Raw genomic sequence first — 25,223 nt, 5'->3', positions numbered from 1 at the left:
CTTCGTATAGGCGGAGCGTTTGGTGGGGCGGTCAGGCGGGAAGGATCGCGCCGATCTCGGCAGCAGCCTCGGCGCCATAGGCACCGGACAGACGCTCGAGCGCGCTCTTGCGGTCCCACACCCATTCCTGGGTGCCCACGGTCTCGAGGACCAACACGGCGACCATCGAGCCCAGCTGTGCGCTGCGCTCGTGGCTCAGGCCGGCTGCGTTGCCGACCAGGAATCCGGCGCGGAACGCGTCACCGACGCCGGTCGGGTCAACCTTGGCGGTCTCCGGGACAACCGGAACGTGCACGCGCGAGCCGTCGGCGTCGACGATCTCCGCTCCCCCACCACCAAGTGTGGTGACGCGGACTCCGACCATTCCGGCGACCTGGGCCTCACTCAGCCCCGATTTCTGCCGGAGCAGGCCCCACTCGTATTCATTGGTGAACAGGTATGTGGCGCCTTCGATCAGATCCCGCACCTGCTCGCCGTCCAGACGGGCGAGCTGCTGCGAGGGATCGGCGGCGAACGGGATGCCGAGTTCGCGGCATTGCCGACTGTGGACGATCATGCCCTCGGGATCGTCGGCACCGATCAAGACCAGCTCCGGTGTACCGAAATCGGATGCCAGTGCGGTCAGCGAGATCTCGCGCGACTCACTCATCGCGCCGGCGTAAAAGCTTGCCAGCTGCGCCATCTCGTCGTCGGTGGTGCACATGAAGCGAGCAGTGTGCGCGGTCTTCGACACCCGGACTCCACGCGTGTCGACTCCGTTGTCCTCCAGCCACTTCCGATAGTCGTCGAAGTCACTGCCGACCGACCCGACCAACAGCGGCGAGCCACCGAGGACGCCCATCGCGTAGGCGATGTTGCCGGCAACACCACCCCGCCGGATCACCAACTCCTCCACGAGGAAACTCAACGAGATATGACTGAGGTGTTCTGCCAGGAGCTGTTCGGAGAACTTGCCCTGAAAGCGCATCAGATGGTCGGTAGCGATCGATCCACAAATGGCAATGGCCACGAAGGAATGCCTTTCTTCCTGAGCGAATAATGGCCTAACGCTACCTGCTCGTCAGGTGAACACAGGCAGGACCCGGAGACAGCAAAAGAGCCGCACCCGAGCTGAGCTCGGATGCGGCCCGATTGTTGATGTGCGGGTCGAGCAGCCTGGTGAGAGGTCAGGCGTCAGTTGAACGAATCGCCACAGGCACAGCTGCCCGTTGCATTCGGGTTGTCGATGGTGAAGCCCTGCTTCTCGATCGTGTCGACGAAGTCGATGCTGGCACCCATCACGTACGGGGCACTCATGCGGTCGACGGCCAGGCCGACACCGTCGAACTCGACAACGAGGTCGCCGTCGAGGTTGCGGTCGTCGAAGTACAGCTGGTAGCGCAGGCCCGCGCAGCCACCGGGCTGAACCGCGATGCGCAGCATCAGCTCTTCGCGGCCTTCCTGCTCACGCAAAGCCTTCGCCTTGGACGACGCGGCTTCGGTCATAATCACACCGTGCGCGGGTGCCTCGGTCTCGGTCTGCACAGCAGTCTCGTTCGATGCGGTCATGAAATCTCCTCAGTGTGCGGGGCGTCGGCCTGCGAACCCACAGTGGTCCGGGTTTCGGATGCGAACTTCCGTCGGCTACAACCGTACTCCTGCCCGGTCTATTCCTGCGTATCACACCAGGTGCGCTGCAGCGCTGCTCACCACGAGTCGGCGACTCTACGCGCGAGTTCGGTCAGCTGATTCTGGGCGTCGTCCATCGCCCGCTGCACCGAGCCGGCGACCTCGACGATGGCATGACCTCGCGCGATACCGGCCTCGGCGATCTGCGCGGGGGTCAGTGCCAGTTGTCCGGCCAGCACGATCGTCGGGATGCCATGCTCGCGGGCGGCACCCGTCAGCGCCGCGACGACCTTGCCTTTGAGCGTCTGTTCATCGCATTTGCCCTCACCGGTGATGACCAGGTCGACCGTGGTGATCAGGTCGGCCTGTCCGGTCGCGTCGGCGATCACCGTCGCCCCCGAGATCCGGGTTCCGCCGAGTGCGAGCAGTGCGGCCCCCAATCCCCCGGCGGCGCCGGCACCGGCCAACGGGCTGATGTCGCGACCGGCGAGTTCACTGAGCCTGCTCGCCCATTCGGTCATGCGCGCCTCGAGCGCTGCGACGGTGTCCGGGTCAGCGCCCTTCTGCGGGCCGAATATCGCGGCCGCACCGTCCGGACCGAGCAACGGATTCTCCACGTCGGAGGCCGCCACCAGCGTGATCGGCCGCAGCAGTCGCGACGCCTCTTCCAGCCCACCGAGCGCATCGATCAGGCCCTTGCCGCCGTCGGTGCTGCCGCTACCACCGAGCCCGACCACGATCGTGTCGGCGCCGGACGCGACCGCGGCCGACACGAGTTGGCCCACTCCATATGTATCTGCGGCGACCGCGGTGCGCGGCGACGGCCTGCCACCGAGCTGATGCAGACCGCAGGCCTGTGCGCATTCGATATACGCGGTGACGGGCCCGCCGTCACGATGCAGCAGCCACTGGGCCGACACGAGTGCACCCAGGGGTCCGGCGACCGTTTCTTCCCGGATCTCACCGAACCGGCTGGCCAGCACCGACACGAACCCGGGCCCACCATCGGACTGTGGCGCAAGGATCAACTCGTCGTCCGGCCGGGACAGAGCCCATCCCGCGGCGATCGTCTCCGCGGCGGCAACAGCGGTCAGGGTGTCACCAAACGAATCCGGGGCGATCAGAGCTTTCATGGACGAAGTATAGGAAGGCGACTGCCGCGCGGCAGTGCGCAGAAACACACCGGCAGAGCACTGAGGTCGGCCCCATCGGTGCAGTGGCCAGACCCGGCAGCCACTGCACGCGCCGTCGGGATAATCTGGAGAGGTGAAATTGCCCTGGAAAAAAGACGACGACGCCGAGGTCGCGGCCAATACGACGTCGACCGTCGAGCAGACGGCAGAAGAAGCTGCGGCCGATCGCAGATACACAGAGGGCAAGGGGCGCCCCACCCCCAAGCGCCGCGACGCCGAGGGCAAGCGACGTGGTCCGGTTGCCCCGGCCCCGACGACCCGCGCCGAGGCCCGGGCCCGCAAGAAGGAACTCAAGGGTTCGACGGTCAGTCTGACCAAAGAAGAGAAGCGTTCGCAGTCCGATGCGCGCCGTAAGGCCCGCACCGATCAGCGCGAGAAGATGATGGACGGCGACGAGCGTTACCTGATGCCCCGCGACAAGGGTGAGGTCCGCCGGTACGCCCGCAACATCGTCGATTCACGGCGCAACTTCGCCGGGCTGTTCATGCCGTTCGCGATCCTGCTGATCCTCGTGATGTTCATCCCGTCCCTCGCGGTCTACGCCACATTGTTCATGCTCGTCTTCGTCATCTTCCTGGTGATCGACGGCGTGATGCTCGGACGGATCATCAACAACCGCGTGCGCGAACGCTTCCCGAACACCACCGACGGCGGTTTCAAACTCGCCTGGTACGGATTCAGCCGCGCGATGCAGATGCGGTTCATGCGCGCACCGCGGCCCGTGGTCAAGCCGGGCGACGCGGTCTGATCGGTGATGCGAACCCTGGTTCTTGGTGGAATACGCTCGGGTAAATCAGCTTTCGGTGAGAGCCTGCTGCCCCGCGACGGTGTCAGGTACCTGGCCACGGCCGCGGATCCGGCAACCGGCGACCCGCAGTGGGAGAGCCGGATCGGAGCCCACCGCACCCGCCGTCCCAGTGGATGGACGACGGTCGAATCCGGCGACGTGGCGGGCGAATTGCGCCGCGATGCCCACACACCGACCCTCGTCGACGATCTCGGTGGCTGGCTGAGCCGGTACATCGACTCGGTCGGCGGCTGGGACGACGAGACCTTCGACATGTCGGCCATGGTGATCGAATTGTCCACGGCAGTAGCCGAATACACCGGCGACCTGGTGATCATCAGCCCCGAGGTCGGCCTGTCGCTGGTGGCACCGGTGCCGGCCGGTCGACTCTTCCAGGATCAGTTGGGCATCATCAACGCGGCTGTGGCCGCGGTCTGCGACCGGGTCGTGCTGGTTGTCGCCGGCCAGACGCTCGAATTGCGCGGTGGCGCGGTCGCCGATGTCGCTGCCCCGGAGTCGGTTTCATCCCCACTTGCCGCATCGGTCCTGGCGCCGCTCCCCTCACCCGATTCGGTACCGGCCCCGACCACGGTCGAAGACCCGGTCACGGTGGACGAACCGACCGCAGTTGCGGATCCGGTACCGCTGACCGAGTTCGAGAAACCGGAACAGTTCGACTTCGTCGCAGCGCCCGACCGCGATGCCGCGATCGCCGCGCGCGAACGCCAAGGCGAACTGACGAAGCCGGCCGGATCGCTCGGACGTCTCGAGGAAGTCGGCATCTGGGTGGCATCGTGCCAGGGCCTGTGCCCGCCTCGTCCGATCACCCAACCCACCGTGGTGGTCTTTGCTGGCGACCACGGCGTCGCCAAGAGCGGTGTCTCGGCGTATCCGCCTGAGGTCACCGCGCAAATGGTCGCGAACATCAGTGCCGGTGGAGCCGCGATCAACGTGCTGGCACGGCAGAACGGTGCACGGGTCCGAGTCGAGGATCTCGCCGTGGATGCGCAGACACCGGAGGAGATAAGCCGCTTCAAGGTCCGCCGTAGCAGCGGCGATCTGACGCGTGAAGATGCGCTGACCACCGAACAGACCCGCGCCGCGCTCGCGGCGGGCCGCGCCATCGCCGATCAAGAGATCGATTCCGGCGCAGACCTTCTCATCGCCGGAGAGATGGGCATCGGGAACACCACGCCTGCCACCGTGCTGGTCGGCCTGCTCACTGATACCGAACCGGTCGTGGTTGTCGGGCGCGGCACCGGCATCGACGACAACGGCTGGATCCGCAAGACCGCGGCCGTGCGGGACGGCATGCGACGAGGTCGGCCACACGCGCGGATCCCACTCGAGCTCCTGCGTACCGTCTCCGGTGCGGAGATCGCTGCGATGGCCGGATTCCTCGCGCAGGCCGCATTGCGCAAGACGCCGGTCATCCTCGACGGCCTGGTGGTCACCGCGGCCGCACTGGTCGCCAACGATCTGGCGCCCGGCGCCCGGGAATGGTGGGTGGCCGGACATCGGTCGGCCGAGCCTGCTCACCAGATCGCGTTGCGGCACCTCGATCTCGAACCGCTCCTCGATCTGTCGATGCGTCTCGGTGAAGGCAGTGGCGCCCTCACCGCGCTCCCCCTGGTGCAGGCGGGCGTCAACACGCTCGCGTCGATGGCCACGTTCGCCGAGGCCCAGGTCAGTGGTGCGCCCGACACGGCGTCCTGACCACCGATGAACCTACGAGCCGCATTTCGGGGTCCGCAGACCGCGCTGTCGTGGTTGACGATCCTGCCGGTCCCCACCCCCAAGGGTCCTTTCGACCGCGCACTGGGTGGTGCAGTCATCGGTTCGACACCGCTCGTGGGCGCCGTCCTCGGAGTGGTCACCGCGGCAATAGCTCTCGGCCTCGGCGAGACGGAGCTGCCATCGTTGCTCGCGGGCTTGCTCGTCGTCGGTGCGATCGCAATCCTCACCCGTGGCATGCATCTCGACGGATTGTCGGACACCGCAGACGGATTGGGATGCTTCGGCTCGCCCGAACGGGTGCACAAGGTGATGCACAGTGGCAGTGCCGGGCCCTTCGGCGCGGCCACACTGGTTGTCGTGCTGGGCGCGCAGGCGGCAGGTTATGGCGCCCTGATTCAGCAGAATGATTGGGCTGCAATCGTTTTTGTGCTTTTTGTCAGCCGGGTGGCACCGGTCATCGGCTGCCGGGTGAGTCTGTCCGCCACCGACGAATCCAAGTTCGGAGCGCTGACCGCCGGAACGCAACGGCTGACCATCGTCTTCTGGGCGCTCGGAGCAATCGCCGCCGGCTATGCCGTCGACACCGAGCTGCCGCTTCCGGGTGTGTTCACCGCGATGGTGGTTGTCGTATTCGCCTGGTGGTTCAGCTTCCACTGTGCCCGCCGATTCGCCGGCATCAACGGCGATGTCCTCGGTGCACTCATTGAATTGAGTGCGCTGATCGCCATCTGCGGGCTGCTGGTCGTCTGAGACCCTCAGCCGTGGAGTTTGGCCATCCATCCATGGATGTCGGCGAAGGTGCCGCGCTGGATGCCGGTGAGCGTGTCGCGCAACGCCATGGTGACCTCGCCGGGCTGGCCGTCGCCGATGGTGTAGTCGTCGACGTCGCCCTTCACGTGACCCACCGGCGTGATGACGGCGGCGGTACCGCAGGCGAAGACCTCGGTGATCTCGCCCGAGGCAACACCCTTGCGCAGTTCTTCGACGCTGATCTTGCGTTCGACGACGTCGAAGCCGGCGTCTGCGGCCAGCTGCAACAGTGATTCACGGGTGATACCCGGCAGCAGCGACCCGGACAGCTCAGGGGTGACGAGTTTGGCGTCGGCGCCGGAGCCGAAGACGAAGAACAGGTTCATGCCGCCCATCTCTTCGACGAACCGGCGTTCGATCGCGTCGAGCCAGACCACCTGATCACAGCCCTGTTCGGCGGCCTGGGCCTGGGCGAGTAGCGAGGCGGCGTAGTTGCCACCGAACTTGGCCGCACCGGTACCGCCGGGCGAAGCGCGCACGAATTCGGTCGAAAGCCAGACACTCACCGGATGCACACCGCGCGTGAAGTATGCACCGGCGGGCGAGGCGATGAGCAGGTAGCGGTACTCGTTCGCCGGCCGCACACCGAGGCCCGCCTCGGTGGCAATCATGAAGGGACGCAGGTAGAGCGCCGCTTCTCCACCGGCATCCGGGACCCAGAGGTTGTCGACGTCCACGAGCGCACGCAGCGAGTCCATGAAGTCCTCGACCGGCAGTTCGGGCATCGCCAGGCGCCGCGCCGAACGCTGCATGCGCAGGGCGTTGGCGTCGGGACGGAACGACGAGATGCTGCCGTCGGCCTGGCGGTAGGCCTTGAGTCCTTCGAAGATCTCCTGCGCGTAATGCAGGACCATCGACGACGGATCGAGCTGGATCGGTCCGTACGGAACCACCTTGGCATCGTGCCAGCCCTGCTCGGCGCTGTGGTCGATGGTCACCATGTGATCGGTGAAGTACTTGCCGAATCCCGGTGCAGCCAGGATTTCCGCGCGGCGCTGCGCCGACGTCGGCTGCGGGTGTTCGGTCCGGGCGAACTCCAAAGTCATGCGGCAATCGTATCGCCTGACCTCACGCGGATTTTCCCCGGTGGGACTCCGATCGCCTCGGCGTTGCCCGGTCTCGTCGGACCGGACAATTCCGGCCAACGGCGACCCCGAAGCTAGCTTGTGCCTGCCGAGACGAACGGCGGCAGGACGACCTCGCATTCCAGAGCCCTGCCGCGGACGTCGATCACCACGGTGTCACCTTTGGAGACCCCCGCGGACGAATCGATGAGTGCCAACGCGATTCCCACCTTGAGGGTCGGCGAGAAGGTCCCGGATGTGGTGGTACCGATCTGCGTTCCACCGGGCCGGTCGAGGACCGCGAGGTCCGCCCGCGGCACCCCACGTCCGGTCGCCCGCAGGCCCCAGAGGCGACGGACCGGACCGGCTTCTTTCTCGGCCAGCAGGGCATCACGACCGAAGAACTCGGGCTTCTTCCAGCCGACGGCCCAACCGCACCGGGCCTGGACCGGACTGATGTCGACGGACAGTTCGTGTCCGTGCAGCGGATAGCCCATCTCGGTGCGCAACGTGTCGCGCGCACCGAGTCCGGCAGGCGCTCCCCCGGCGCCGATGACCGCGGCCGACAACGCAGTGAAGACCGGTTCGCTGTCGTCCCACGCAGGCAGCAACTCGAAGCCGATCTCGCCGGTGTAGCCGGTCCGGCAGACGCGAACCGGGTAACGTTGCTGTCCCACAACCATTTCGGTGTCGACAAAGGACATGTACTCCATGTCCGTCGGCAGTCCCAGCTCCGCCAGCACCGCAGGCGACTGCGGCCCCTGGACCGCGAACACACCGAATTCGCGATGCCGGTCCACCACCTCGACACCTTCGGGGGCCACGGCCTGAAGGGCCGCCACCACGGCGCCCGTGTTGGCGGCATTGGGGACGAGGAACACGTCTTCGTCAGAGACCCAGTAGACGATGAGGTCATCGATCACGCCACCGGAGTCGTTGGCGCACAACGTGTATTGCGCCTTGCCCGGCCTGATCTTCTTCAGGTCGTTCGTCAGGCAACGGTTGACGAACTCGGCCGCACCCGGACCGGTGACCGAGGCCTTGCCCAGATGACTCACATCGAAGATGCCCACTGTCTCGCGGACCGCGGTGTGTTCGGCAACGGTGCCCGCATAGGACACCGGCATGTTCCAGCCACCGAACTCGGCAAAACTCGCGCCGAGCCCGCGATGCAGTTTCTCGATGGGGCCTGCCAGCAATTCACCTTCACTCATGGGCGCAACGCTATCGCGCCGCGAGAGCAAGCAGGCTGCGACCACTAAGCTTGGTCCAGAGCACAAGGTACGGCTACGAGTGGGAGTGAAGTGTGAGCAAGTCAAGCGCAAAACGTCAGCTGGGTCCGCAACTGTCACTGGCCACCGGGATCAGCAAAGACGACGACGTCCTGGTCATCGGACTGACCACCGCCGATGAAGACGGTGGCGCACCGAGTCTTGTCATCGGTGAAGGACTCCTCGACGACGCCACCGCCTCTACGATCGACGATGCGCTCGCCGCGCTCGGCGCAAAGGGTTCGGCAGGCGAGTTGACCAAGCTCCCCGCACCGGCAGGCCTGGGAGTGACATCGGTGCTGGCAATCGGACTCGGCGCGCCCGACAAGCTTGATGATGCCGAACACATTCGCCGACAGGCCGGTGTGGCCGCGCGCAGCCTGCAGGGCGTGGCCACCGCAGTGACCAGCCTTCCGGCCGCCGACCTCGCGGCCACCGCGGAAGGTTTCTACCTCGGCGCCTACCGGTTCGACGAGTTCCGCTCGACACCGCCCGAGAAGGCGCCACTGTCAGCGGTCCGTCTGCTGGTGCCTGCCATCGAAAAGAGCACCGAGACCGAATTGGATCGCGCTGCGGCCATCGCCCGCGCCGTTGCCATCGCGCGCGATTTCGTGAACACACCGCCGAGCCATCTGTTCCCCGAGGAGTTCGCCGACCGCGCCAAGGCCCTCGGTTCGGCTGCCGGACTCAAGGTCGAGATCCTCGACGAGTCCGCCCTGGACAAGGCCGGGTACGGCGGCATCATCGGTGTCGGCAAGGGCAGCTCACGTCCGCCGCGCCTGGTCCGGCTGAGCCACAGCGCAGGCAAGAAGGCCAAGACAGTGGCCCTCGTCGGCAAGGGCATCACCTTCGACACCGGCGGCATCTCGATCAAGCCGGCCGCGGGCATGGAGAACATGACCTCCGACATGGGTGGCGCCGCCGCCGTGATCGCCACCGTGATCCTGGCTGCCGAACTCAATGTCGGGGTCAACGTCATCGCCACGGTTCCGATGGCCGAGAACATGCCCTCGAGCACCGCTCAGCGTCCCGGTGACGTCCTGACCCAGTACGGCGGCAAGACCGTCGAGGTCATCAACACCGACGCCGAGGGTCGGTTGATCCTGGCCGACGCCATCGTGCGCGCCTGCGAGGACGAGCCCGACTACCTGATCGACACCGCAACCCTGACCGGCGCCCAGATGGTCGCCCTTGGCACCCGTACCCCGGGAGTTATGGGCACCGATGAGTTCCGCGACCGTGTGGCATCCATCTCACAGGCCGAGGGCGAATCGGGTTGGCCGATGCCATTTCCGGAAGAGCTGCGCCCGGATCTCGATTCACGCGTCGCCGATCTGGCCAACGTGACCAACCACCGCTGGGGCGGAATGCTCTCGGCGGGTATCTATCTGCGCGAGTTCGTGGCCAAGGATGTGCAGTGGGTGCACATCGATATCGCCGGTCCGGCTTTCAACACCGGCGGCCCGTGGGGCTACACCGGTAAGGGCGGAACCGGGGTACCAGTGCGGACCATCTTCGCCGTACTGGAGGACATCGCTGCCGAGGGATGAGGCAAAAGGTAGGGTTTAGAACGGCGGTTCGCCTCATCCGGCGGATCACCACCTCCATGCCTGCCACCAACACTGGTGGTAAGGCCCAGACCGTAGACCGCACACCGGTTCTCGAAATCAAGGAGTCGACAACGATGGCCTTCTCCGTCCAAATGCCAGCCCTGGGTGAAAGCGTCACCGAAGGCACCGTCACCAGGTGGCTCAAGCAGGAGGGTGACACGGTCGAGGCCGACGAACCGTTGCTGGAGGTGTCGACCGACAAGGTCGACACCGAGATCCCCGCACCGACGTCCGGCGTCCTGATCAAGATCGTCGCGCAAGAAGACGACGTCGTCGAGGTCGGTGGCGAACTCGCCCAGATCGGCGACGCCGGCGAGTCCGCCGGTGACAGCACTCCTGCGCAGGAATCCACACCGGAGCCAGAAGCCGAGCCAGAACCCGAGCCCGAACCCGAACCCGAAGCGTCGGCAACCCCGGCCGCATCGGCACCGGCAGCCGGATCCGCCGAAGGTACCGACATCACGATGCCCGAACTGGGCGAGTCCGTGACCGAGGGCACCGTCACCCGTTGGCTCAAGGAGGTCGGAGACTCTGTCGCGGCCGACGAGCCACTGCTCGAGGTCTCCACCGACAAGGTCGACACCGAGATCCCGTCGCCCGTCGCAGGCACACTGCTCGAGATCATCGCCTCCGAGGACGACGTCGTCGAGGTCGGCGGCCGTCTGGCCGTGGTCGGTTCTGCCGAGTCGAAGCCGACCGTGGCACCGTCCGAACCCGAGCCGGAGCCGGAGCCCGAGGCCGCACCGGAGCCGAAGGAAGAGCCCAAGCCGGAGCCGAAGGCACAGGCAAAGCCCGAGCCGGTCGCAGAAAAGAAGCCCGAGCCGAAGGAAGAGCCCAAGCCGGCAGCAGCCGAGCAGGAGTCGACTCCGTACGTGACCCCGCTCGTCCGCAAGCTCGCGGCCGAGAACAACGTCGACCTGAGCGCCATCAAGGGCACCGGCGTCGGTGGCCGCATCCGCAAGCAGGACGTGTTGGCCGCCGCTGAGGCCGCCAAGGCACCGGCTGCACCCGCCACCCCGGAACCCGCTGCAGCACAGGCGAAGTCGGCACCGCAAAAGTCGGCACCGGCCACACCGAGCCCGGAGTTGGCCAAGCTGGTCGGCACCACGCAGAAGATCAACCGGATCCGTCAGATCACCGCCAAGAAGACCCGCGAATCCCTGCAGGAGAGCGCACAGCTCACCCAGGTCTTCGAGGTCGACATGACGAAGATCGCCACGCTGCGTGCTGCTGCCAAGGCGGGCTTCAAGGCCAGCGAAGGTGTCAACCTGACCTACCTGCCATTCATCGCCAAGGCAGTGGTCGAGGCGCTCAAGGCGCATCCGAACGTCAACGCCTCGATCAACGAAGAGGCCAAGGAGATCACGTACTACTCCAAGGTCCACCTCGGCATCGCGGTCGACACCGAGCAGGGTCTGCTCTCCCCCGTCATCCACAACGCCGACGATCTGTCGATCGCCGGTCTGGCGCGGGCCATCGCAGATATCGCGGCGCGGGCCCGGAGCAACAACCTCAAGCTCGACGATCTGACCGGTGGCACCTTCACCATCACCAACATCGGTAGCCAGGGTGCGCTCTTCGACACCCCGATCCTGGTTCCGCCGCAGGCGGCCATGCTCGGTACCGGTGCCATCGTCAAGCGCCCGGTGGTCATGACCGGTGCAGACGGTTCGGAATCGATCGCGGTGCGGTCGATGTCGTTCCTGCCGCTCACCTACGATCACCGCCTCATCGACGGCGCCGACGCAGGCCGCTTCCTGAGCACCGTGAAGCATCGTCTCGAAGAGGCTGCGTTCGAGGCGGATCTGGGACTGTAGGAAGTCCATGCGGATCGCCATAGCGGGATCTTCTGGCCTGATCGGCTCGGCCCTGGTGGACAGTCTCACCGGGGCCGGCCATCAGGTCGTCCGCCTGGTTCGCCGTCCCACCACTGCCCCGGATCAAATCCATTGGGAGCCTGATTCGTTCGGCATCGATCCAGCCTCGTTGGCGGGCGTCGACGCGGTGGTGAACCTCTGCGGGCGCGGTATCGCCGAGCACCGATGGTCCGGACACGTCAAGCAGCAGCTCCGGGACAGCCGGATCATCCCGACACAGGTGCTCGCCGAAGCAGTCCGGATTGCCGGTGTACCCGTTTTCGTGAGTTCCAGCGCAACCGGTTACTACGGTGACACCGGTCCGCGGGCGGTCACCGAGGACGATCCGGCCGGTACCGGGTTCCTGGCGGAGCTGACCACCGACTGGGAAGCCGCGGCTATCCTCGCGCAGTCGTCCGGATCGCCGACCAGGGTGGCACTGATCCGCACTGCGCCGGTGATGTCTCCGTCCGGCGGCATGCTCGGCAAACTGCGACGGTTGTTCGGGTTCGGACTCGGCGGCCGGTTGGGCAACGGTGAGCAGTACCTGCCGTGGATCAGCCTCGTCGACGCCGTGCGGGTACTGGAGTTCGTATTGACCCGGCCGATAGCCGGTCCGGTCAACATGTGCGGCCCCCTGTCGGTCACCAATGCCGAGTTCACCAAGGCGTTGGGACGAGCGATGCGACGACCCACACCGTTCGCGGTACCGGCGTTCGCGTTGTCGAAAACTGCAGGTGAGATGGCCGAGGAAATGTTGTTGCATGGTCAGAACGTTGTACCGAAGGTGCTGACCGAACACGGCTTCGAATACCACCATCCCACCATCGATTCCGCGCTTGCGTACGCGGTCGGCAAGGGCGCCTGATGCCCAGCGCTCGTCTATCCGCGGCACCTCTCGAGGTCCGCTGGCTGGGGCGGGTCGACTACCAGGAAACCTTCGACCTGCAACATCGGCTCGCGAATGAACGGGCCGACGGTGTCCTCGACCACGACGTCCTGCTGCTGCTCGAACATCCGTCGGTCTACACCGCGGGCAGGCGTACCGAGGATGCCGACCGTCCCACCGATGGCTCTCCGGTGATCGACGTCGACCGCGGCGGGAAGATCACCTGGCACGGACCCGGTCAACTGGTCGCCTACCCGATTGTCGCCTTGGCCAGTCCGGTCGACGTCGTCGATTACGTCCGGCGGCTGGAAGAAGCGATGATCCATGTCTGCCAGATCTTGGGCCTGCCGACATTTCGGGTCGACGGTCGCTCTGGTGTCTGGGCCGTCGACGATCCCGGTCACCACGGCGACGTCTCTCGCCCCGATCGCAAGATCGGCGCAATCGGCATCCGGGTGGCACGGGCGGTGGCATTGCACGGCATCGCCGTGAACTGCGACCCCGACCTGCGCGCTTTCGGCTCGATCATCCCCTGCGGTATCCCTGACGCCGGAGCCGGTTCACTCACCGACGAACTCGGTCGCACGATCACGGTGGACGAGGTTCGTCCCCTGCTCGCCGCGGCCATTGCCGACGCCCTCGACGGGACGTTGCCGGTCAGCTCACACAATGCATCAACCAGCGTCACCGAGCGTGACAATCGAACCCACGTAGGATCTCTCCAGTGACTGTTTCGCACGACAAACCAGCCAAATCGAGCGCTTCGGCATCAGTTGGCCCGAACGGACGCAAACTTCTGCGCCTCGAGGCCCGCAACTCCGAGACACCGATCGAGCGCAAGCCGTCGTGGATCAAGACCCGCGCGACGATGGGCCCCGAGTTCACCGAACTCAAGGCCCTGGTGAAGAGCGAGGGCCTGCACACGGTCTGCGAAGAGGCCGGTTGCCCCAACATCTACGAATGCTGGGAAGACCGCGAGGCCACCTTCCTGATCGGTGGCGAGCAGTGCACCCGCCGCTGCGACTTCTGCCAGATCGACACCGGCAAGCCCGACGACCTCGACCGCGACGAACCGCGACGGGTCGCCGAGAGTGTCGCCACCATGGGTCTGCGCTACTCGACCGTGACCGGTGTGGCGCGCGACGACCTCCCCGACGGCGGCGCCTGGCTCTACGCCGAAACGGTGCGGTACATCAAGCAACTCAACCCGACCACGGGTGTCGAGCTGCTCATCCCCGACTTCAACGCCGATCCCGACCAGCTGGCCGAGGTTTTCGCATCCCGCCCAGAAGTGTTGGCGCACAACGTCGAAACCGTTCCGCGGATCTTCAAGCGGATCCGTCCGGCGTTCCGGTACCAGCGCAGCCTCGACGTCATCACCGCCGCCCGCGATGCCGGCCTGGTGACCAAGTCGAACCTGATCCTCGGGATGGGCGAAACCCCCGAAGAGGTCACCGAGGCGATGGTCGACCTGCACGAGGCCGGTTGCGACATCCTCACCATCACCCAGTACCTGCGCCCCTCGCCGCGGCACCATCCGGTGGACCGGTGGGTCAAGCCCGAGGAGTTCGTCGAGCATTCGAAGTTCGCCGAGGACCTCGGCTACGCCGGTGTCATGGCCGGACCGCTGGTTCGCTCGTCGTACCGGGCAGGCCGCTTGTATGCGCAGGCGATGAAGCATCACGGACGGGAACTTCCCGAGGCGATGTCACATCTGACCGACGGTGGAAGTGCCAGCCAGGAAGCCTCTTCGTTGATGGCCCGCCTCGCCCGCTGAGGCCTGATCGACGCCGTCGACCGTCCAGATTTCCGGATCATCGGATTGCGGGGGTACCGGGTTTACCGGATGCCGACCGCGGGCCAGTATCCTGATGGGCATGGCGAAGGCAACAAAGGCGACAAAAGAAGCAAAGGCGGCCGCTAAGGCTGCCCGTAGGGAAGCGTCGCGAGCTCGCCGCAAACAACTGTGGCAGGCGTTCCAGATGCAGCGCAAAGAAGACAAGCTGCTGTTGCCACTGATGATCGGCGCCATCGTCGGCGCGACGGTGATCGCAGTTCTCGTCGGAATTTTCGTCGGTGGCCTGATCTTCGTCCTCCCGATGGGCATCCTGCTCGGTGTGCTGCTCGCGTTCATCATCTTCGGACGCCGGGTCCAGAAGACGGTCTTCCGCAAGGCGGACGGTCAGGCCGGTGCCGCGGCCTGGGCACTGGACAACATGCGTGGCCAGTGGCGGGTCAAGCAGGCCGTCACCGGTACCGCTCACCTCGACGCGATCCATCGCGTGATCGGCAAGCCCGGTGTGATCCTGGTCGCCGAAGGGGCGCCGAGTCGCACCAAACCGCTGCTGGCCCAGGAGAAGAAGCGGGTCGCCCGCATCGTCGGCGACACCCCGATCTACGACATCACCGTCGGCAACGAAGACGGTCAGGTACCGCTCAAGAACCTTGAAAAGCACCTGAACAAGCTTCCGAAGAACATCGACAAGAAGCGTATCGATGCGCTGGAGTCACGGCTTGCCGCGCTCGGCGGCAAACAGCCCGGCCCGGGCATGCCCAAGGGGCCGATGCCCGCAGGCGCCAAGATGCGCAGCATTCAGCGCACCGCACGCCGCCGCTGATCGGTCTCCACGCCGTAACCAAAAAACCACCCGTCTTCCGCGGGTGGTTTTTTGTTGGTGATGAACTGCTCACCGAGTGCGGATCAACGCTGTACCCGTCGCCCGGTCGTGCATGCCGCGGCCGTCGTGGTCGTTGATCAGCGGCGGGACCAGGAAAACGATCAGGATCTGCCGGACGAATGCCCGAACGAAGCCCACGCGCCCGCCCCCGTCGACGCGCGCGACCCGCATGCCGGTGAGGAATTGTCCAGGGGTGAACCCGAACGCCGTCACCGAACCGACGCCGACCACAAACCAGACGAGCAACACCACGTTGGACAGGATCGGCGACTGCAGGTCACGGACGAAGATCAACGTCACGCCACCGGACATCAGCCAGTCGGCCAACAACCCGAGGCAGCGATGCCACGAGGAGGCCAGCGAGTTCGGACCGGACTCGGCCAAACCGAGCTTTTCGCCGCGGTAGGCGCCTACTTCGACATTGTCTCCGAGTGCTGCCTGCGGGCCAGAAAGCCACGATCCGGTAATACGTCCCATGGCCACAATCATAGATGTGCTGGGAGAACAGTCTCACCAAGCAATATGCGGCCCATCTCACACTCGGATTCGTGCTGGAGAGGCGCGCGTAACACGGGCGAAACACCGAAGTATCTGGCTAGCAACCTGACGTCAATACGGTCAGCGTTGATGATCCGCCGCTCTACAGTGGACAGGGACAATCGCCAGCCCTTGCAACATCCATGAATATGGTGCTGGCAGCAATTGGGCACGAGTGAAGGAGTCACCCGCAGGTGTACAACACAAAAGAAGAACTGCTCGAGGGAATCAAGGCTGAAGGTGTCGAATACGTCGACATCCGCTTCTGCGATCTCCCCGGAACGATGCAGCATTTCTCGATCCCGGCAACAGCCTTCGACGAGAGCGTCTTCGAGGACGGCCTGGCATTCGACGGTTCGTCGGTTCGCGGCTTCCAGTCGATCGACGAGTCGGACATGATGTTGCTGCCCGACCCCACCACCGCACGCATCGATCCTTTCCGCAAGGCAAAGACGATGAATGTGACGTTCTTCGTGCACGATCCGTTCACCCGTGAGTCCTACAGCCGCGATCCGCGAAACGTCGCCCGCAAGGCGCAGGATTACCTACTCAGCACCGGTATCGCTGATACCTGCTACTTCGGCGCCGAGGCCGAGTTCTACATCTTCGACTCGGTCTCGTTCAGCTCTGAGATCAACGGCACCCACTACAACGTGGAATCGGAGTCGGGTTGGTGGAACGCCGGTTCGCAGCAGAACCCGGACGGCTCCCCGAACCTCGGCTACAAGGTTCGCCAAAAAGGCGGCTACTTCCCTGTCGCACCGTACGACCACTACGTCGACCTGCGTGATGAGATCTCGACCAACCTGACCAACGCCGGTTTCATCCTCGAGCGTGGGCACCATGAGGTCGGCACCGGCGGCCAGACCGAAATCAACTACAAGTTCGACACACTGCTGAAGGCCGCTGACGATGTTCAGCTGTTCAAGTACATCGTGAAGAACACCGCATGGAAGAACGGCAAGACCGTCACCTTCATGCCGAAGCCCCTGTTCGGCGACAACGGTTCGGGCATGCACGCCCACCAGTCGCTGTGGAAAGACGGCAAGCCGCTCTTCCACGATGAGGCCGGCTACGCGGGACTTTCCGACATGGCCCGCCACTACATCGGCGGCATCCTGCACCACGCTCCGTCTCTGCTGGCGTTCACCAACCCCACAGTGAACTCTTACAAGCGTCTGGTCCCGGGCTACGAGGCCCCGATCAACCTGGTCTACAGCCAGCGCAACCGCAGCGCTTGTGTGCGAATCCCGATCACGGGCAACAACCCGAAGGCCAAGCGCCTCGAGTTCCGTTGCCCCGACAGCTCGGGCAACCCGTACCTCGCGTTCGCCGCCATGATGATGGCCGGCCTCGACGGCATCAAGAACAAGATCGAGCCGCACGAGCCCGTCGACAAGGATCTCTACGAGCTCCCGCCGGAGGAGGCCAAGGGCATCCCGCAGGCCCCGACCTCACTCGGCGCAGTCATCAATCGTCTCGAAGAGGATCACGATTACCTCACCGAAGGTGGCGTGTTCACCGAGGACCTCATCGAGACCTGGATCAGCTTCAAGCGCGAACAAGAAATCGAGCCGGTGCAGATCCGTCCGCACCCGTACGAGTTCGAGCTCTACTACGACGTGTGATCTTCTGATCGTCTGATCTGACAAACCCGGCCCGGTTTTCCGCAGCAATGCGGATCGCCGGGCCGGGTTTGTCTGTCAGATCAATACACGGACCGGCGGACTACTCCAGGATCTCTGGTTGGGTGAGCCGTAGCACCTCCCGATCGAGCCGAGCCTGAATCGTCAGGAGCGTGGTGCCACTGATCTCACCGCGATCGCGAAGCGCAATCGCCACCTCCCGCATCCGGCCGAGTATCGCCAGACGCAATTGCACGTCCTCATCGCTGCGCTTGAGAAGTTCCTGTTCCTCGGCGCGATCGGGATCCGCATCGAGCACGGCCAGATGTTCGCGGTAATCCTCCAAGACTTTCGACCGCACCGGTTCGCTGACACCGAGGTCGTCCGCAAACTTCTCCACGACGCCAACAGCCTCCTGCGCCATCACACGTTGCGCAGCTGCGAATTCCTCCTCACCCGAATGGTCGACAGGTAGATCTGCCCACCGCAGCACCACGGGAAGCATCAGACCCTGCACGACCAGACTGAGCAGCACCACGCCGGCCGCTACGAAGATGATCTGATCCCGACCCGAAAACGCCTCCCCACTGGTGAACGTGACAGGGACCGAGAGAGCGACCGCGAGGGACACCGCGCCACGAAAACCGGCGACCGTGCTGACAACACGCGCACGATGTGGCATCCGCCGACCGCGCTGTTCCGGACGACGATCGACGAGGCGGATCACGTACACCGCTCCCATCTGGAACAGGAACCGGATGATCAGCAGCGATGCCCATGCCACGAACGTCAGAAGGATCAGCGGCCCGATCTGAGAGGTTTCCACCGCCCGGGCGGCCGATTGCGCTTCGATCCCGATAAGTGCGAACAGTGCGCCATTGAGTACGAACGTCGACAGGGACCAGAATCCGAACGTCTGCTGTCGAGACAACGGGGTGCTCACCCACGGGCCGGACTGGGTGATGAAGAGGCCGGCCACCACCACGGCCACGACACCCGAGGCATCCACCAATTCCGCCAACATGAAGGCGAGGAAGGGAATCACCAGCAACGTCGTGTTGATGACGAGCGGCTCGTCCAGTTGCCGCAACAGCAGAGTCCCCAGCCACGCGATGGCGAGACCCAGAACGCCGCCACCGCCGTAGGCAACGACAACCAGCCAACTGATCGACCAGCCCGTGTACGCGGTGTCACCGATCGCCACCCCGACTGCGATCGTGTACATCACCAGTGCCGTGCCGTCATTGATCAAGCTCTCGGCGCGCAGCAATGTCATGTTCCGATGCGGCAGCGACCGTGCCATTGACCCAACTGCGGTCGCGTCTGTCGGCGCAAGGGCGGCACCCAAGATCAGTGCGGCCCCAAAGGACATTCCCAGTGCCGTCCCGAGACCGGCAACCCCGAACGCGGTCGCGACCACCAGCAGCGTGCTCAGCAACAGGATGCCCCGCAGATCTCTGCGAATCTCACGCAACGACGTGGTCAGACTCTCCCAGAACAGCAAGGCGGGCAAGAACAGAACCAGTACCGCCTCGGAAGGCAGGTGGATTTCGCGTACCTGCGGGACGAAACCCGCCAAGACTCCCAAGACAAGCAGGGCCAACGGGACCGGAATACGCAGACGCGGAGCGATTGCCGCACCGACAACCAGGAGTGCCCCGATCAAGACGATCGTCTCGAGCGATTCCATCTGAGCACCCACTTTCAATTCACCGTCGCCGATGTTGCCGGTCTCCCCTCCCGCGGTTGACGACGGTCAGTCTTGGTCCGATGCTGTGCGCCGCGGTCAAGGTCGATCTGGCGCCAGTCAACCCGATCGCAGCCCGGCGCGGCAGGGACTGTGATTACCGGTATCGGGTTGATTCCTGACCTGGCCGTGGACCTCGCGCCGTCCATGGCGCTCACTACCACCGAGCACAGATGGTGACCTCACGCGCCGACAACACCTGTGGAAACCAAAATGCTTGTAGCACTTGAACTTCGAGCTGTGGTGGCGTCCATGGACGGCAGAGCCCACCAGCAGTCAGAATGTACTGGCGACAGCCTTGACGGCGATCCACCTGTTCTGCCGCCGCTCGTATGAGATCACCATCTGCAGGTTCCAGGTGCCCCGGCTTCCCCAGATTCTGGCGTCGACGACATTCTTACCAACGAGTTCCGCACGGTCACCGGCCAGTTCGACCGAAATGCCGCGCTCCTGCGCCGAGAAGTACCGCATTTCGCCCGAATCGATCTGCTCCAGCCATTCCTTTTTCGATTGCACAACCCCGGTCATGTGAGTGAGGGTGTACTCCTCACCCAACAACTCCCCGAGCAGGTCGGTGTCCTGCTCGACCATTCCGCGGTACATGGATCGGTACGCGGCGACTACCTCGATCTCGCTGTCGCGGCTCGGACTCACCGCACAAGTCTATCGCCGCCATCCCGTGGCACATCCGAACCGCCGGCCCCGGCCGACTTCCACTCGGAGAGTGAGTCTGCGCACAGGGCGGTCACATATCTGCACCGTGGAGAGGGGTACCGGCAGTACCTGCATCGGCGGGCTCTCCCAGATGCCCGACGATGCGACAACTCTGGTCATTGTCGGCGATGTTCATCCACGTCGCCCCGACCGACCCGTAGACGGACCCAACGAACAGTGGAGATCATCGATGCGAGCAACATTCATGTACGGCGCCGGCGACGTGCGTGTGGAACACGTACCCGACCCGACGATTCAGCTGCCGAGCGACGCGATCGTCCGAGTTGTCCGTGCCTGCGTCTGTGGATCCGATCTGCACCCCTACAACAGCATGGCGGGTTCGCAGGCGCCGACCCCGATGGGACACGAGTTCCTCGGCGTCGTCGAAGACATCGGCGCGGATGTGACCACTGTGAAGAAGGGCGACTTCGTCATCGGCACCTTCGCGTTCCAGGACAACACCTGTGTCTTCTGCCAGGAAGGTTTTCAGACTTCCTGCGTCAACGGTGGTTGGTATGGGCAACCGGGTATCGGTGGCGCGCAGGCTGAAGCAGTCCGCGTGCAACAGGCCAACGGCAGCCTGCTGGCGGTTCCCGTGGACGAGACCTCCGAGTTGCTGCCTTCTCTGCTGACCTTGTCGGACGTTTACCTCACCGGCTATCACGCCGCCCACATGGGCAACGTCACCCCCGGCAAAATCGTCACCGTCATCGGCGATGGCGCAGTGGGACTTTCGGCAGTGCTCGCGGCCAAACAACTGGGTGCCGAACAGATCATCCTGATGGGCCGCCACACCGCTCGCACCGATCTGGGTCGAGAGTTCGGCGCCACCGATGTGGTCGCCGAGCGTGGTGAAGAAGGAATCGCGAAGGTGATGGACCTGACCGGCGGACTCGGCTCGCACGTGGTCCTCGAAGCCGTCGGTCACATGCCCGCCTACGAACAGTCCTACGGAATCGTACGACCCGGCGGCGCCATCTCTCGTGTCGGTGTGCCCCAATACGAGGCCGCCCCTGTGGGTTTCGGGTCATTGTTCGGTAAGAACGTCACCCTCAACGGTGGACCGGCACCCGTGCGTGCGTATATCGAACACGCCATCCCGCAGGTACTCGACGGCCGCATCAACCCCGGGAAGGTATTCGACCTCACCGTCGGACTGGACAACACGGCCGACGGCTACCGGGCGATGAACGCCCGCGAATCCCTCAAGACACTCGTGCAACCGTAGCCACCTGTTCGGCGCCGCGTCGGCGTGGGGCGGCAGCGGGGTTGCTCAGCAGCTTGATCCTGCCGCTTCACACCACCGATGCTCTGATCGGCAGATGTTTGAGTCCACCGACGAAGGTGGTGGCGATGAGTTCGGGTTCGCCGGTCAGCTCAACCGACCGCAAACGTGGCAGCAGTTCGGAATAGAAGCTGCTGACCTCCATCCGGGCCAGCGCGGCACCGAGACAGAAATGCACGCCGTAGCCGAAGGCGACGTGGTTGTTGGGGCTGCGCCCGACGTCGAACCGGAACGGGTCGTCGAAGACGTCTTCGTCCCGGTTGCCCGACACGTAGGACAACAGCAGCGACTCCCCCTGCGCGATCGGCACTCCGCGCACCTCGGTGTCCTGCGCTGCGGTTCGCATGAACGCCTTGACCGGCGTGGTCCACCGGATCATCTCTTCGGCCGCCGACGCCATCAAACCCGGATCGGCGACCAAACGTGCTCGCTCATCCGGGTTTTCGATCAGCGCCTGCATTCCACCGGCGATGGTTGCGCTGGTGGTGTCGTGGCCTGCGGTGGCGATGATGAGGTAGTAGGACACCGTCTCGATGTCGGACAGGGGTGCACCGTCGATGGTCGCGTTCGCAATCGTCGACGCCAGATCATCGGTGGGATGTTCGCGCCGAGCAGCGGTCACGGCGTTGAAGTACTCGAACATCTCCAGCAGTGCCATGGTGCGATCTTCCTGGGTGTCACCGCGGTGATACTCCGGTTCGTCACCACCGAGCAGCTCCTGCGTGAGCTTGAGCATCAGCGGGAAGTCGGCCTCGGGTACGCCGAGCAGCGACATGATCACGTACAGCGGATAATTCACCGCGATCTCTTGGACGAAGTCACAGTCGCCGTCCATTGCACGCATCTTGTCGACATAGATCGTGGCCAGTTCGGCGACCCGGGCTTTCATCGCCCGCATCGCCTTGGGACGGAACCAGTCGCCCGCGATCGCCCGCACCACCTTGTGTTCGGGATCGTCCATGTGGATCAGCGTCTTCACCTGGCTCGCGATGTCCATCTCCTCCTGCACGGATTTGATCAGAACCGGACGCGGGAAGTTGGTGAAGAGGGCGTTGTTGCGCGAGATCGCCATGATGTCTTCATGTTTGGTGATCGCCCAGAAGGGGCGGTAGTTCGGCTCCTCCACCAGCGAGACCGGCGCCGTGGCCCGCAGGTGCGTCAGCGCGTCGTGCAGGCGGGCGTCGTCGGTGTATGCCGATGGATCAGCGAGCACCCGCGCTGCATCATCGGTACTCGGAACTGTCATACGAAATCCCCTTACAGATCACTTCTTTGAGCTGGACAATACGTACCGCCCGACGATCATGGGCAGATCCAGGAATGTGCGAATACCCGGTGCCGCCGCACAGAGGGGTTCGATCGCGTGCACGGCATGCATCGCGGTGCCCAGGCAGGCCGCATCGTTCTCGTCCTCACCGGCGGTGGCGATCTGCGCTTCGAGAACCAGAGAGGGCGTGCCCGCCACGGTGACCTTCCAGCCTCGTCCGGTGGGCCAGTCCGGGACCTGATCGTCACGTAACCGCGTGATGTGTTCGACGGTCAACGCCGGCCTGCCATCGATGATGGCGGTACAACTGAAACGCTGGGCAGAGACGGTTCCGGTCGCAACCGGGCCTGCCTTCACCTCGAACGGCTCGTCGGTGACCGCCACCTGCCGGTCGAAGGTGAAGTCGTCGATGGTGGCGCCGAGTCCGTCGGCGAGCAACATCAGTGGAGCTCGGAATGACGATCCGGCGAGCACCGGGTCGGCCATCGGCACCTGTTCTTCTGGCAGCTTTCCAAAACCCATGATGTCGAACAGCATCGAAGGGCTGTCGTACTCGCCGTAATCGAGTAGTTCCTGGACGAGGATCGAGTCCACCTGCCTACACAGCCCGGACATGGTCAACGGCAACACTTCTGCCGCCCAGCCCGGCTCGATACCGGTGGCGTGTATCGATGTTCCGCCCTGTGCGCACGCCGCCTCCAACCGGTCCACCACATCCGCACCGAGACTCCGGGGATAGATCAGGGCCGTCACCGCGGTCGAGACGACGTTCTTGCCGGAGGCGAGCAGACGGCAGATGTTGTCGACGGCGCCCATCGGATCCATCTCCCCCTGCGCCATATAGAGAACACAGTCGGCGTCGAGCGCGAGAATGTCTTCGCCGCTGCTGGTGGCGAGCACACCGGTCTCGGCGATCCCGCAGATCTCACCGATGTCGCGGCCGGCCTTGCTGTCGCTGTATACATATGCCCCGACCAGCTCCAGGTCGGGATGTCCCACCACTGCGGCAGCGGCATGCCTGCCGACAGAACCCGTGGCCCACTGAACGATTCGAAGTCTGGCCATACACGTACATGCTCCTCACCGGGTCCGGGCTGCACCATGTAACTGTAAGTCGTACAGTATCCCATTTTCGCGGGCCTGCGGAGACTTCCCAAGCACCTCGATGCACGCTAAATTGAAAGCCATACTGTATGGCCCTCGAAACGGAGAACAGTCGTGGACAAAAATGACATGATCCTGATCAGCGTCGATGATCACATCATCGAGCCGCCCGATATGTTCAGAAATCACCTGCCGAAGAAGTACCTCGACGAGGCGCCCCAGTTGGTACACCAGGACAGCGGCGCCGACGTGTGGAAGTTCCGCGACATCGTCATCCCGAACGTTGCACTCAACGCCGTGGCCGGGCGCCCCAAAGAGGAGTACGGCCTCGAACCCGACGGCCTCGACGAGATCCGCCCCGGCTGCTTCAACGTCGACGAGCGCGTCAAGGACATGAACGCCGGTGGTGTGCTGGCCCAGATGAACTTCCCCTCGTTCCCGGGATTTGCCGCCCGCCTGTTCGCCACCGACGACCCGGACTTCTCACTCGCGCTCGTGCAGGCCTACAACGACTGGCACATCGACGAATGGTGCGGAGCGCACCCCGGTCGATTCATCCCGATGGCATTGCCGGTCATCTGGGACGCCGAGCAATGCGCCAAGGAGGTCCGCAGAGTCTCCGAAAAAGGCGTCCACTCACTGACATTCAGCGAAAATCCGGCAGCGCTGGGCTATCCGAGCTTCCATGACCCGTACTGGGAACCGCTCTGGAAGGCCCTGGTCGACACCGAAACAGTGCTGTCGGTCCACATCGGTTCCTCGGGCCGGCTCTCGATCCCGGCCGTCGATTCACCCCCCGATGTGATGATCACCTTGCAGCCGATGAACATCGTGCAGGCCGCGGCCGACCTGTTGTGGTCCAAGCCGATCAAGGACTACCCCGCTCTGAAAGTTGCGCTCTCCGAGGGCGGAACCGGCTGGATCCCCTACTTTCTCGAACGGGTCGATCGCACCTTCGAAATGCACTCGACGTGGACCTTGCAGGACTTCGGGGGCAAACTCCCGAGCGAGGTCTTCCGCGAGCATTTCCTCACCTGTTTCATAAGCGACCCACTCGGGGTGAAACTCCGTCACGAGATCGGCATCGACAACATCAGCTGGGAGATGGACTACCCCCACAGTGATTCGGTGTGGCCCAATGCACCCGAGGAGCTGTCCGAGGTGTTCGACGCCGAAAACGTCCCCGACGACGAGATCGACAAGATCACCCATCTCAACGCCATGCGCTGGTATTCGTTCGACCCGTTCGGACATGTACCTCGCGAGAAAGCGACCGTGGGCGCACTGCGCGCGGCGGCGTCCGGTCACGACATCAGCATTCAGGCCCGTAGCCACCACACCATCGACGCAGCCCAGAAGCTCGCGAACTTCCAGACCCAGATCAAGGCGGCCACCAGGCACTCCGCCACCAAGTAGGCGCCCCACCCGCCGCCACCACTTT

General features: G+C 64.4%; 22 protein-coding genes. 12 read left to right on the top strand and 10 right to left on the bottom strand.

All coding sequences use genetic code 11. The features are described from left to right. Positions 1–31: 31 nt before the first annotated feature. The 3 genes from AC56PL_RS06435 to AC56PL_RS06425 form a co-directional block, all read right to left on the bottom strand. Positions 32–1,009: a PfkB family carbohydrate kinase gene (locus tag AC56PL_RS06435; protein ID WP_495515517.1), complete on the bottom strand. Its 978-nt coding sequence runs from the start codon at positions 1,007–1,009 to the stop codon at positions 32–34. A gap of 164 nt (positions 1,010–1,173) precedes the next feature. Then, on the bottom strand, positions 1,174–1,548 hold the full coding sequence (locus tag AC56PL_RS06430; RefSeq protein WP_482142020.1) for a HesB/IscA family protein: 375 nt from the start codon (positions 1,546–1,548) through the stop codon (positions 1,174–1,176). Positions 1,549–1,685: 137 nt separating this feature from the next. Next, entirely contained in the window at positions 1,686–2,741 is a 1,056-nt protein-coding gene (locus AC56PL_RS06425) for a glycerate kinase family protein (RefSeq protein ID WP_497153285.1), read from the bottom strand. A 133-nt stretch (positions 2,742–2,874) separates the two neighbouring features. On the opposite strand from AC56PL_RS06425, the gene AC56PL_RS06420 reads away from it, so the two are divergent. The 3 genes from AC56PL_RS06420 to AC56PL_RS06410 are packed head-to-tail and all read left to right on the top strand — an operon-like array spanning position 2,875 to position 6,075. Further along, positions 2,875–3,549 (top strand): DUF3043 domain-containing protein, encoded by a 675-nt coding sequence (locus tag AC56PL_RS06420; RefSeq protein WP_495515515.1) that lies wholly within the window; start codon positions 2,875–2,877, stop codon positions 3,547–3,549. A 6-nt stretch (positions 3,550–3,555) separates the two neighbouring features. Next, complete coding sequence (gene cobT / locus AC56PL_RS06415) at positions 3,556–5,304, top strand: nicotinate-nucleotide--dimethylbenzimidazole phosphoribosyltransferase (protein ID WP_497153284.1); 1,749 nt, start codon at positions 3,556–3,558, stop codon at positions 5,302–5,304. A gap of 6 nt (positions 5,305–5,310) precedes the next feature. After that, positions 5,311–6,075, top strand: coding sequence for an adenosylcobinamide-GDP ribazoletransferase (locus AC56PL_RS06410; RefSeq protein ID WP_497153283.1), 765 nt, complete (start codon positions 5,311–5,313; stop codon positions 6,073–6,075). Between the two features lie 5 nt (positions 6,076–6,080). On the opposite strand, the gene AC56PL_RS06405 is transcribed toward AC56PL_RS06410, so the two are convergent. After that, the gene (locus tag AC56PL_RS06405; protein WP_495515512.1) at positions 6,081–7,181 is read right to left on the bottom strand and encodes a branched-chain amino acid aminotransferase; all 1,101 of its coding nucleotides are present in this window, start codon (positions 7,179–7,181) and stop codon (positions 6,081–6,083) included. 113 nt (positions 7,182–7,294) lie between these two features. Beyond that, complete coding sequence (gcvT, locus tag AC56PL_RS06400) at positions 7,295–8,413, bottom strand: glycine cleavage system aminomethyltransferase GcvT (protein WP_497153282.1); 1,119 nt, start codon at positions 8,411–8,413, stop codon at positions 7,295–7,297. 92 nt (positions 8,414–8,505) lie between these two features. Here gcvT and AC56PL_RS06395 point away from each other — a divergent pair, with 92 nt between their 5' ends. From AC56PL_RS06395 to AC56PL_RS06370, 6 genes are all read left to right on the top strand, one after another. Further along, positions 8,506–10,020 carry a leucyl aminopeptidase gene (locus AC56PL_RS06395; RefSeq protein ID WP_497153281.1) on the top strand — a complete coding sequence of 505 codons (1,515 nt, stop codon included), beginning with the start codon at positions 8,506–8,508 and terminating at the stop codon, positions 10,018–10,020. A 134-nt stretch (positions 10,021–10,154) separates the two neighbouring features. Beyond that, entirely contained in the window at positions 10,155–11,897 is a 1,743-nt protein-coding gene (gene sucB, locus AC56PL_RS06390) for a 2-oxoglutarate dehydrogenase, E2 component, dihydrolipoamide succinyltransferase (RefSeq protein WP_497153573.1), read from the top strand. Positions 11,898–11,904: 7 nt separating this feature from the next. Continuing rightward, positions 11,905–12,804, top strand: coding sequence for a TIGR01777 family oxidoreductase (locus AC56PL_RS06385; RefSeq protein ID WP_497153280.1), 900 nt, complete (start codon positions 11,905–11,907; stop codon positions 12,802–12,804). Further along, positions 12,804–13,553, top strand: coding sequence for a lipoyl(octanoyl) transferase LipB (lipB, locus tag AC56PL_RS06380; protein WP_497153279.1), 750 nt, complete (start codon positions 12,804–12,806; stop codon positions 13,551–13,553). The genes AC56PL_RS06385 and lipB overlap by 1 nt, the downstream gene beginning before the upstream one ends. Next, the gene (lipA, locus tag AC56PL_RS06375) at positions 13,550–14,602 is read left to right on the top strand and encodes a lipoyl synthase (RefSeq protein ID WP_495515507.1); all 1,053 of its coding nucleotides are present in this window, start codon (positions 13,550–13,552) and stop codon (positions 14,600–14,602) included. Before lipB ends, lipA begins: the two co-directional genes overlap by 4 nt. Before the next feature lie 100 nt (positions 14,603–14,702). Next, positions 14,703–15,443, top strand: a complete 741-nt coding sequence (locus tag AC56PL_RS06370) for a DUF4191 family protein (protein ID WP_495515506.1) — start codon at positions 14,703–14,705, stop codon at positions 15,441–15,443. 69 nt (positions 15,444–15,512) lie between these two features. On the opposite strand, the gene AC56PL_RS06365 is transcribed toward AC56PL_RS06370, so the two are convergent. Next, the gene (locus AC56PL_RS06365) at positions 15,513–15,980 is read right to left on the bottom strand and encodes an RDD family protein (protein WP_495515505.1); all 468 of its coding nucleotides are present in this window, start codon (positions 15,978–15,980) and stop codon (positions 15,513–15,515) included. 254 nt (positions 15,981–16,234) lie between these two features. Between AC56PL_RS06365 and glnA the strand changes: the two genes are divergently transcribed. Next, positions 16,235–17,668, top strand: a complete 1,434-nt coding sequence (gene glnA, locus AC56PL_RS06360) for a type I glutamate--ammonia ligase (RefSeq protein WP_495515504.1) — start codon at positions 16,235–16,237, stop codon at positions 17,666–17,668. Positions 17,669–17,768: 100 nt separating this feature from the next. Here the strand turns inward: glnA and AC56PL_RS06355 are convergent, their stop codons facing one another. Both AC56PL_RS06355 and AC56PL_RS06350 read right to left on the bottom strand, forming a co-directional pair. After that, the gene (locus AC56PL_RS06355; protein ID WP_495515503.1) at positions 17,769–19,355 is read right to left on the bottom strand and encodes a Na+/H+ antiporter; all 1,587 of its coding nucleotides are present in this window, start codon (positions 19,353–19,355) and stop codon (positions 17,769–17,771) included. Between the two features lie 333 nt (positions 19,356–19,688). Next, positions 19,689–20,066, bottom strand: a complete 378-nt coding sequence (locus tag AC56PL_RS06350) for a DUF4440 domain-containing protein (RefSeq protein WP_495515502.1) — start codon at positions 20,064–20,066, stop codon at positions 19,689–19,691. A 250-nt stretch (positions 20,067–20,316) separates the two neighbouring features. On the opposite strand from AC56PL_RS06350, the gene AC56PL_RS06345 reads away from it, so the two are divergent. After that, on the top strand, positions 20,317–21,354 hold the full coding sequence (locus AC56PL_RS06345) for a zinc-binding dehydrogenase (protein WP_495515501.1): 1,038 nt from the start codon (positions 20,317–20,319) through the stop codon (positions 21,352–21,354). Positions 21,355–21,421: 67 nt separating this feature from the next. Here AC56PL_RS06345 and AC56PL_RS06340 read toward each other — a convergent pair whose 3' ends face one another. After that, a complete protein-coding gene (locus tag AC56PL_RS06340; RefSeq protein ID WP_495515500.1) occupies positions 21,422–22,657 on the bottom strand; it encodes a cytochrome P450 in 1,236 nt (411 codons plus the stop codon). 18 nt (positions 22,658–22,675) lie between these two features. Further along, positions 22,676–23,743, bottom strand: a complete 1,068-nt coding sequence (locus AC56PL_RS06335) for an NAD(P)H-dependent amine dehydrogenase family protein (RefSeq protein ID WP_495515499.1) — start codon at positions 23,741–23,743, stop codon at positions 22,676–22,678. A gap of 153 nt (positions 23,744–23,896) precedes the next feature. Between AC56PL_RS06335 and AC56PL_RS06330 the strand changes: the two genes are divergently transcribed. Beyond that, entirely contained in the window at positions 23,897–25,198 is a 1,302-nt protein-coding gene (locus AC56PL_RS06330; protein ID WP_497153278.1) for an amidohydrolase family protein, read from the top strand. Positions 25,199–25,223 lie beyond the last annotated feature (25 nt).

It is taken from the genome of Williamsia sp. Y721 (genome assembly GCF_059683565.1).
The sequence above is the reverse complement of the archived record's forward strand: the minus strand, read 5'-3'. Positions and strand labels throughout refer to the sequence as shown.

Excerpts from the sequence above, each read along its gene's own strand:
- AC56PL_RS06405 (WP_495515512.1), bottom strand. The coding sequence starts at position 7,181 with ATGACTTTGGAGTTCGCCCGGACCGAACACCCGCAGCCGACGTCGGCG.
- AC56PL_RS06355 (WP_495515503.1), bottom strand. The coding sequence starts at position 19,355 with ATGGAATCGCTCGAGACGATCGTCTTGATCGGGGCACTCCTGGTTGTC.
- AC56PL_RS06410 (WP_497153283.1), top strand. The coding sequence starts at position 5,311 with ATGAACCTACGAGCCGCATTTCGGGGTCCGCAGACCGCGCTGTCGTGG.
- AC56PL_RS06340 (WP_495515500.1), bottom strand. The coding sequence starts at position 22,657 with ATGACAGTTCCGAGTACCGATGATGCAGCGCGGGTGCTCGCTGATCCA.
- AC56PL_RS06385 (WP_497153280.1), top strand. The coding sequence starts at position 11,905 with ATGCGGATCGCCATAGCGGGATCTTCTGGCCTGATCGGCTCGGCCCTG.
- lipB (WP_497153279.1), top strand. The coding sequence starts at position 12,804 with ATGCCCAGCGCTCGTCTATCCGCGGCACCTCTCGAGGTCCGCTGGCTG.
- AC56PL_RS06335 (WP_495515499.1), bottom strand. The coding sequence starts at position 23,743 with ATGGCCAGACTTCGAATCGTTCAGTGGGCCACGGGTTCTGTCGGCAGG.
- gcvT (WP_497153282.1), bottom strand. The coding sequence starts at position 8,413 with ATGAGTGAAGGTGAATTGCTGGCAGGCCCCATCGAGAAACTGCATCGC.
- cobT (WP_497153284.1), top strand. The coding sequence starts at position 3,556 with ATGCGAACCCTGGTTCTTGGTGGAATACGCTCGGGTAAATCAGCTTTC.
- AC56PL_RS06425 (WP_497153285.1), bottom strand. The coding sequence starts at position 2,741 with ATGAAAGCTCTGATCGCCCCGGATTCGTTTGGTGACACCCTGACCGCT.
- AC56PL_RS06370 (WP_495515506.1), top strand. The coding sequence starts at position 14,703 with ATGGCGAAGGCAACAAAGGCGACAAAAGAAGCAAAGGCGGCCGCTAAG.
- AC56PL_RS06345 (WP_495515501.1), top strand. The coding sequence starts at position 20,317 with ATGCGAGCAACATTCATGTACGGCGCCGGCGACGTGCGTGTGGAACAC.
- AC56PL_RS06430 (WP_482142020.1), bottom strand. The coding sequence starts at position 1,548 with ATGACCGCATCGAACGAGACTGCTGTGCAGACCGAGACCGAGGCACCC.
- AC56PL_RS06365 (WP_495515505.1), bottom strand. The coding sequence starts at position 15,980 with ATGGGACGTATTACCGGATCGTGGCTTTCTGGCCCGCAGGCAGCACTC.
- sucB (WP_497153573.1), top strand. The coding sequence starts at position 10,155 with ATGGCCTTCTCCGTCCAAATGCCAGCCCTGGGTGAAAGCGTCACCGAA.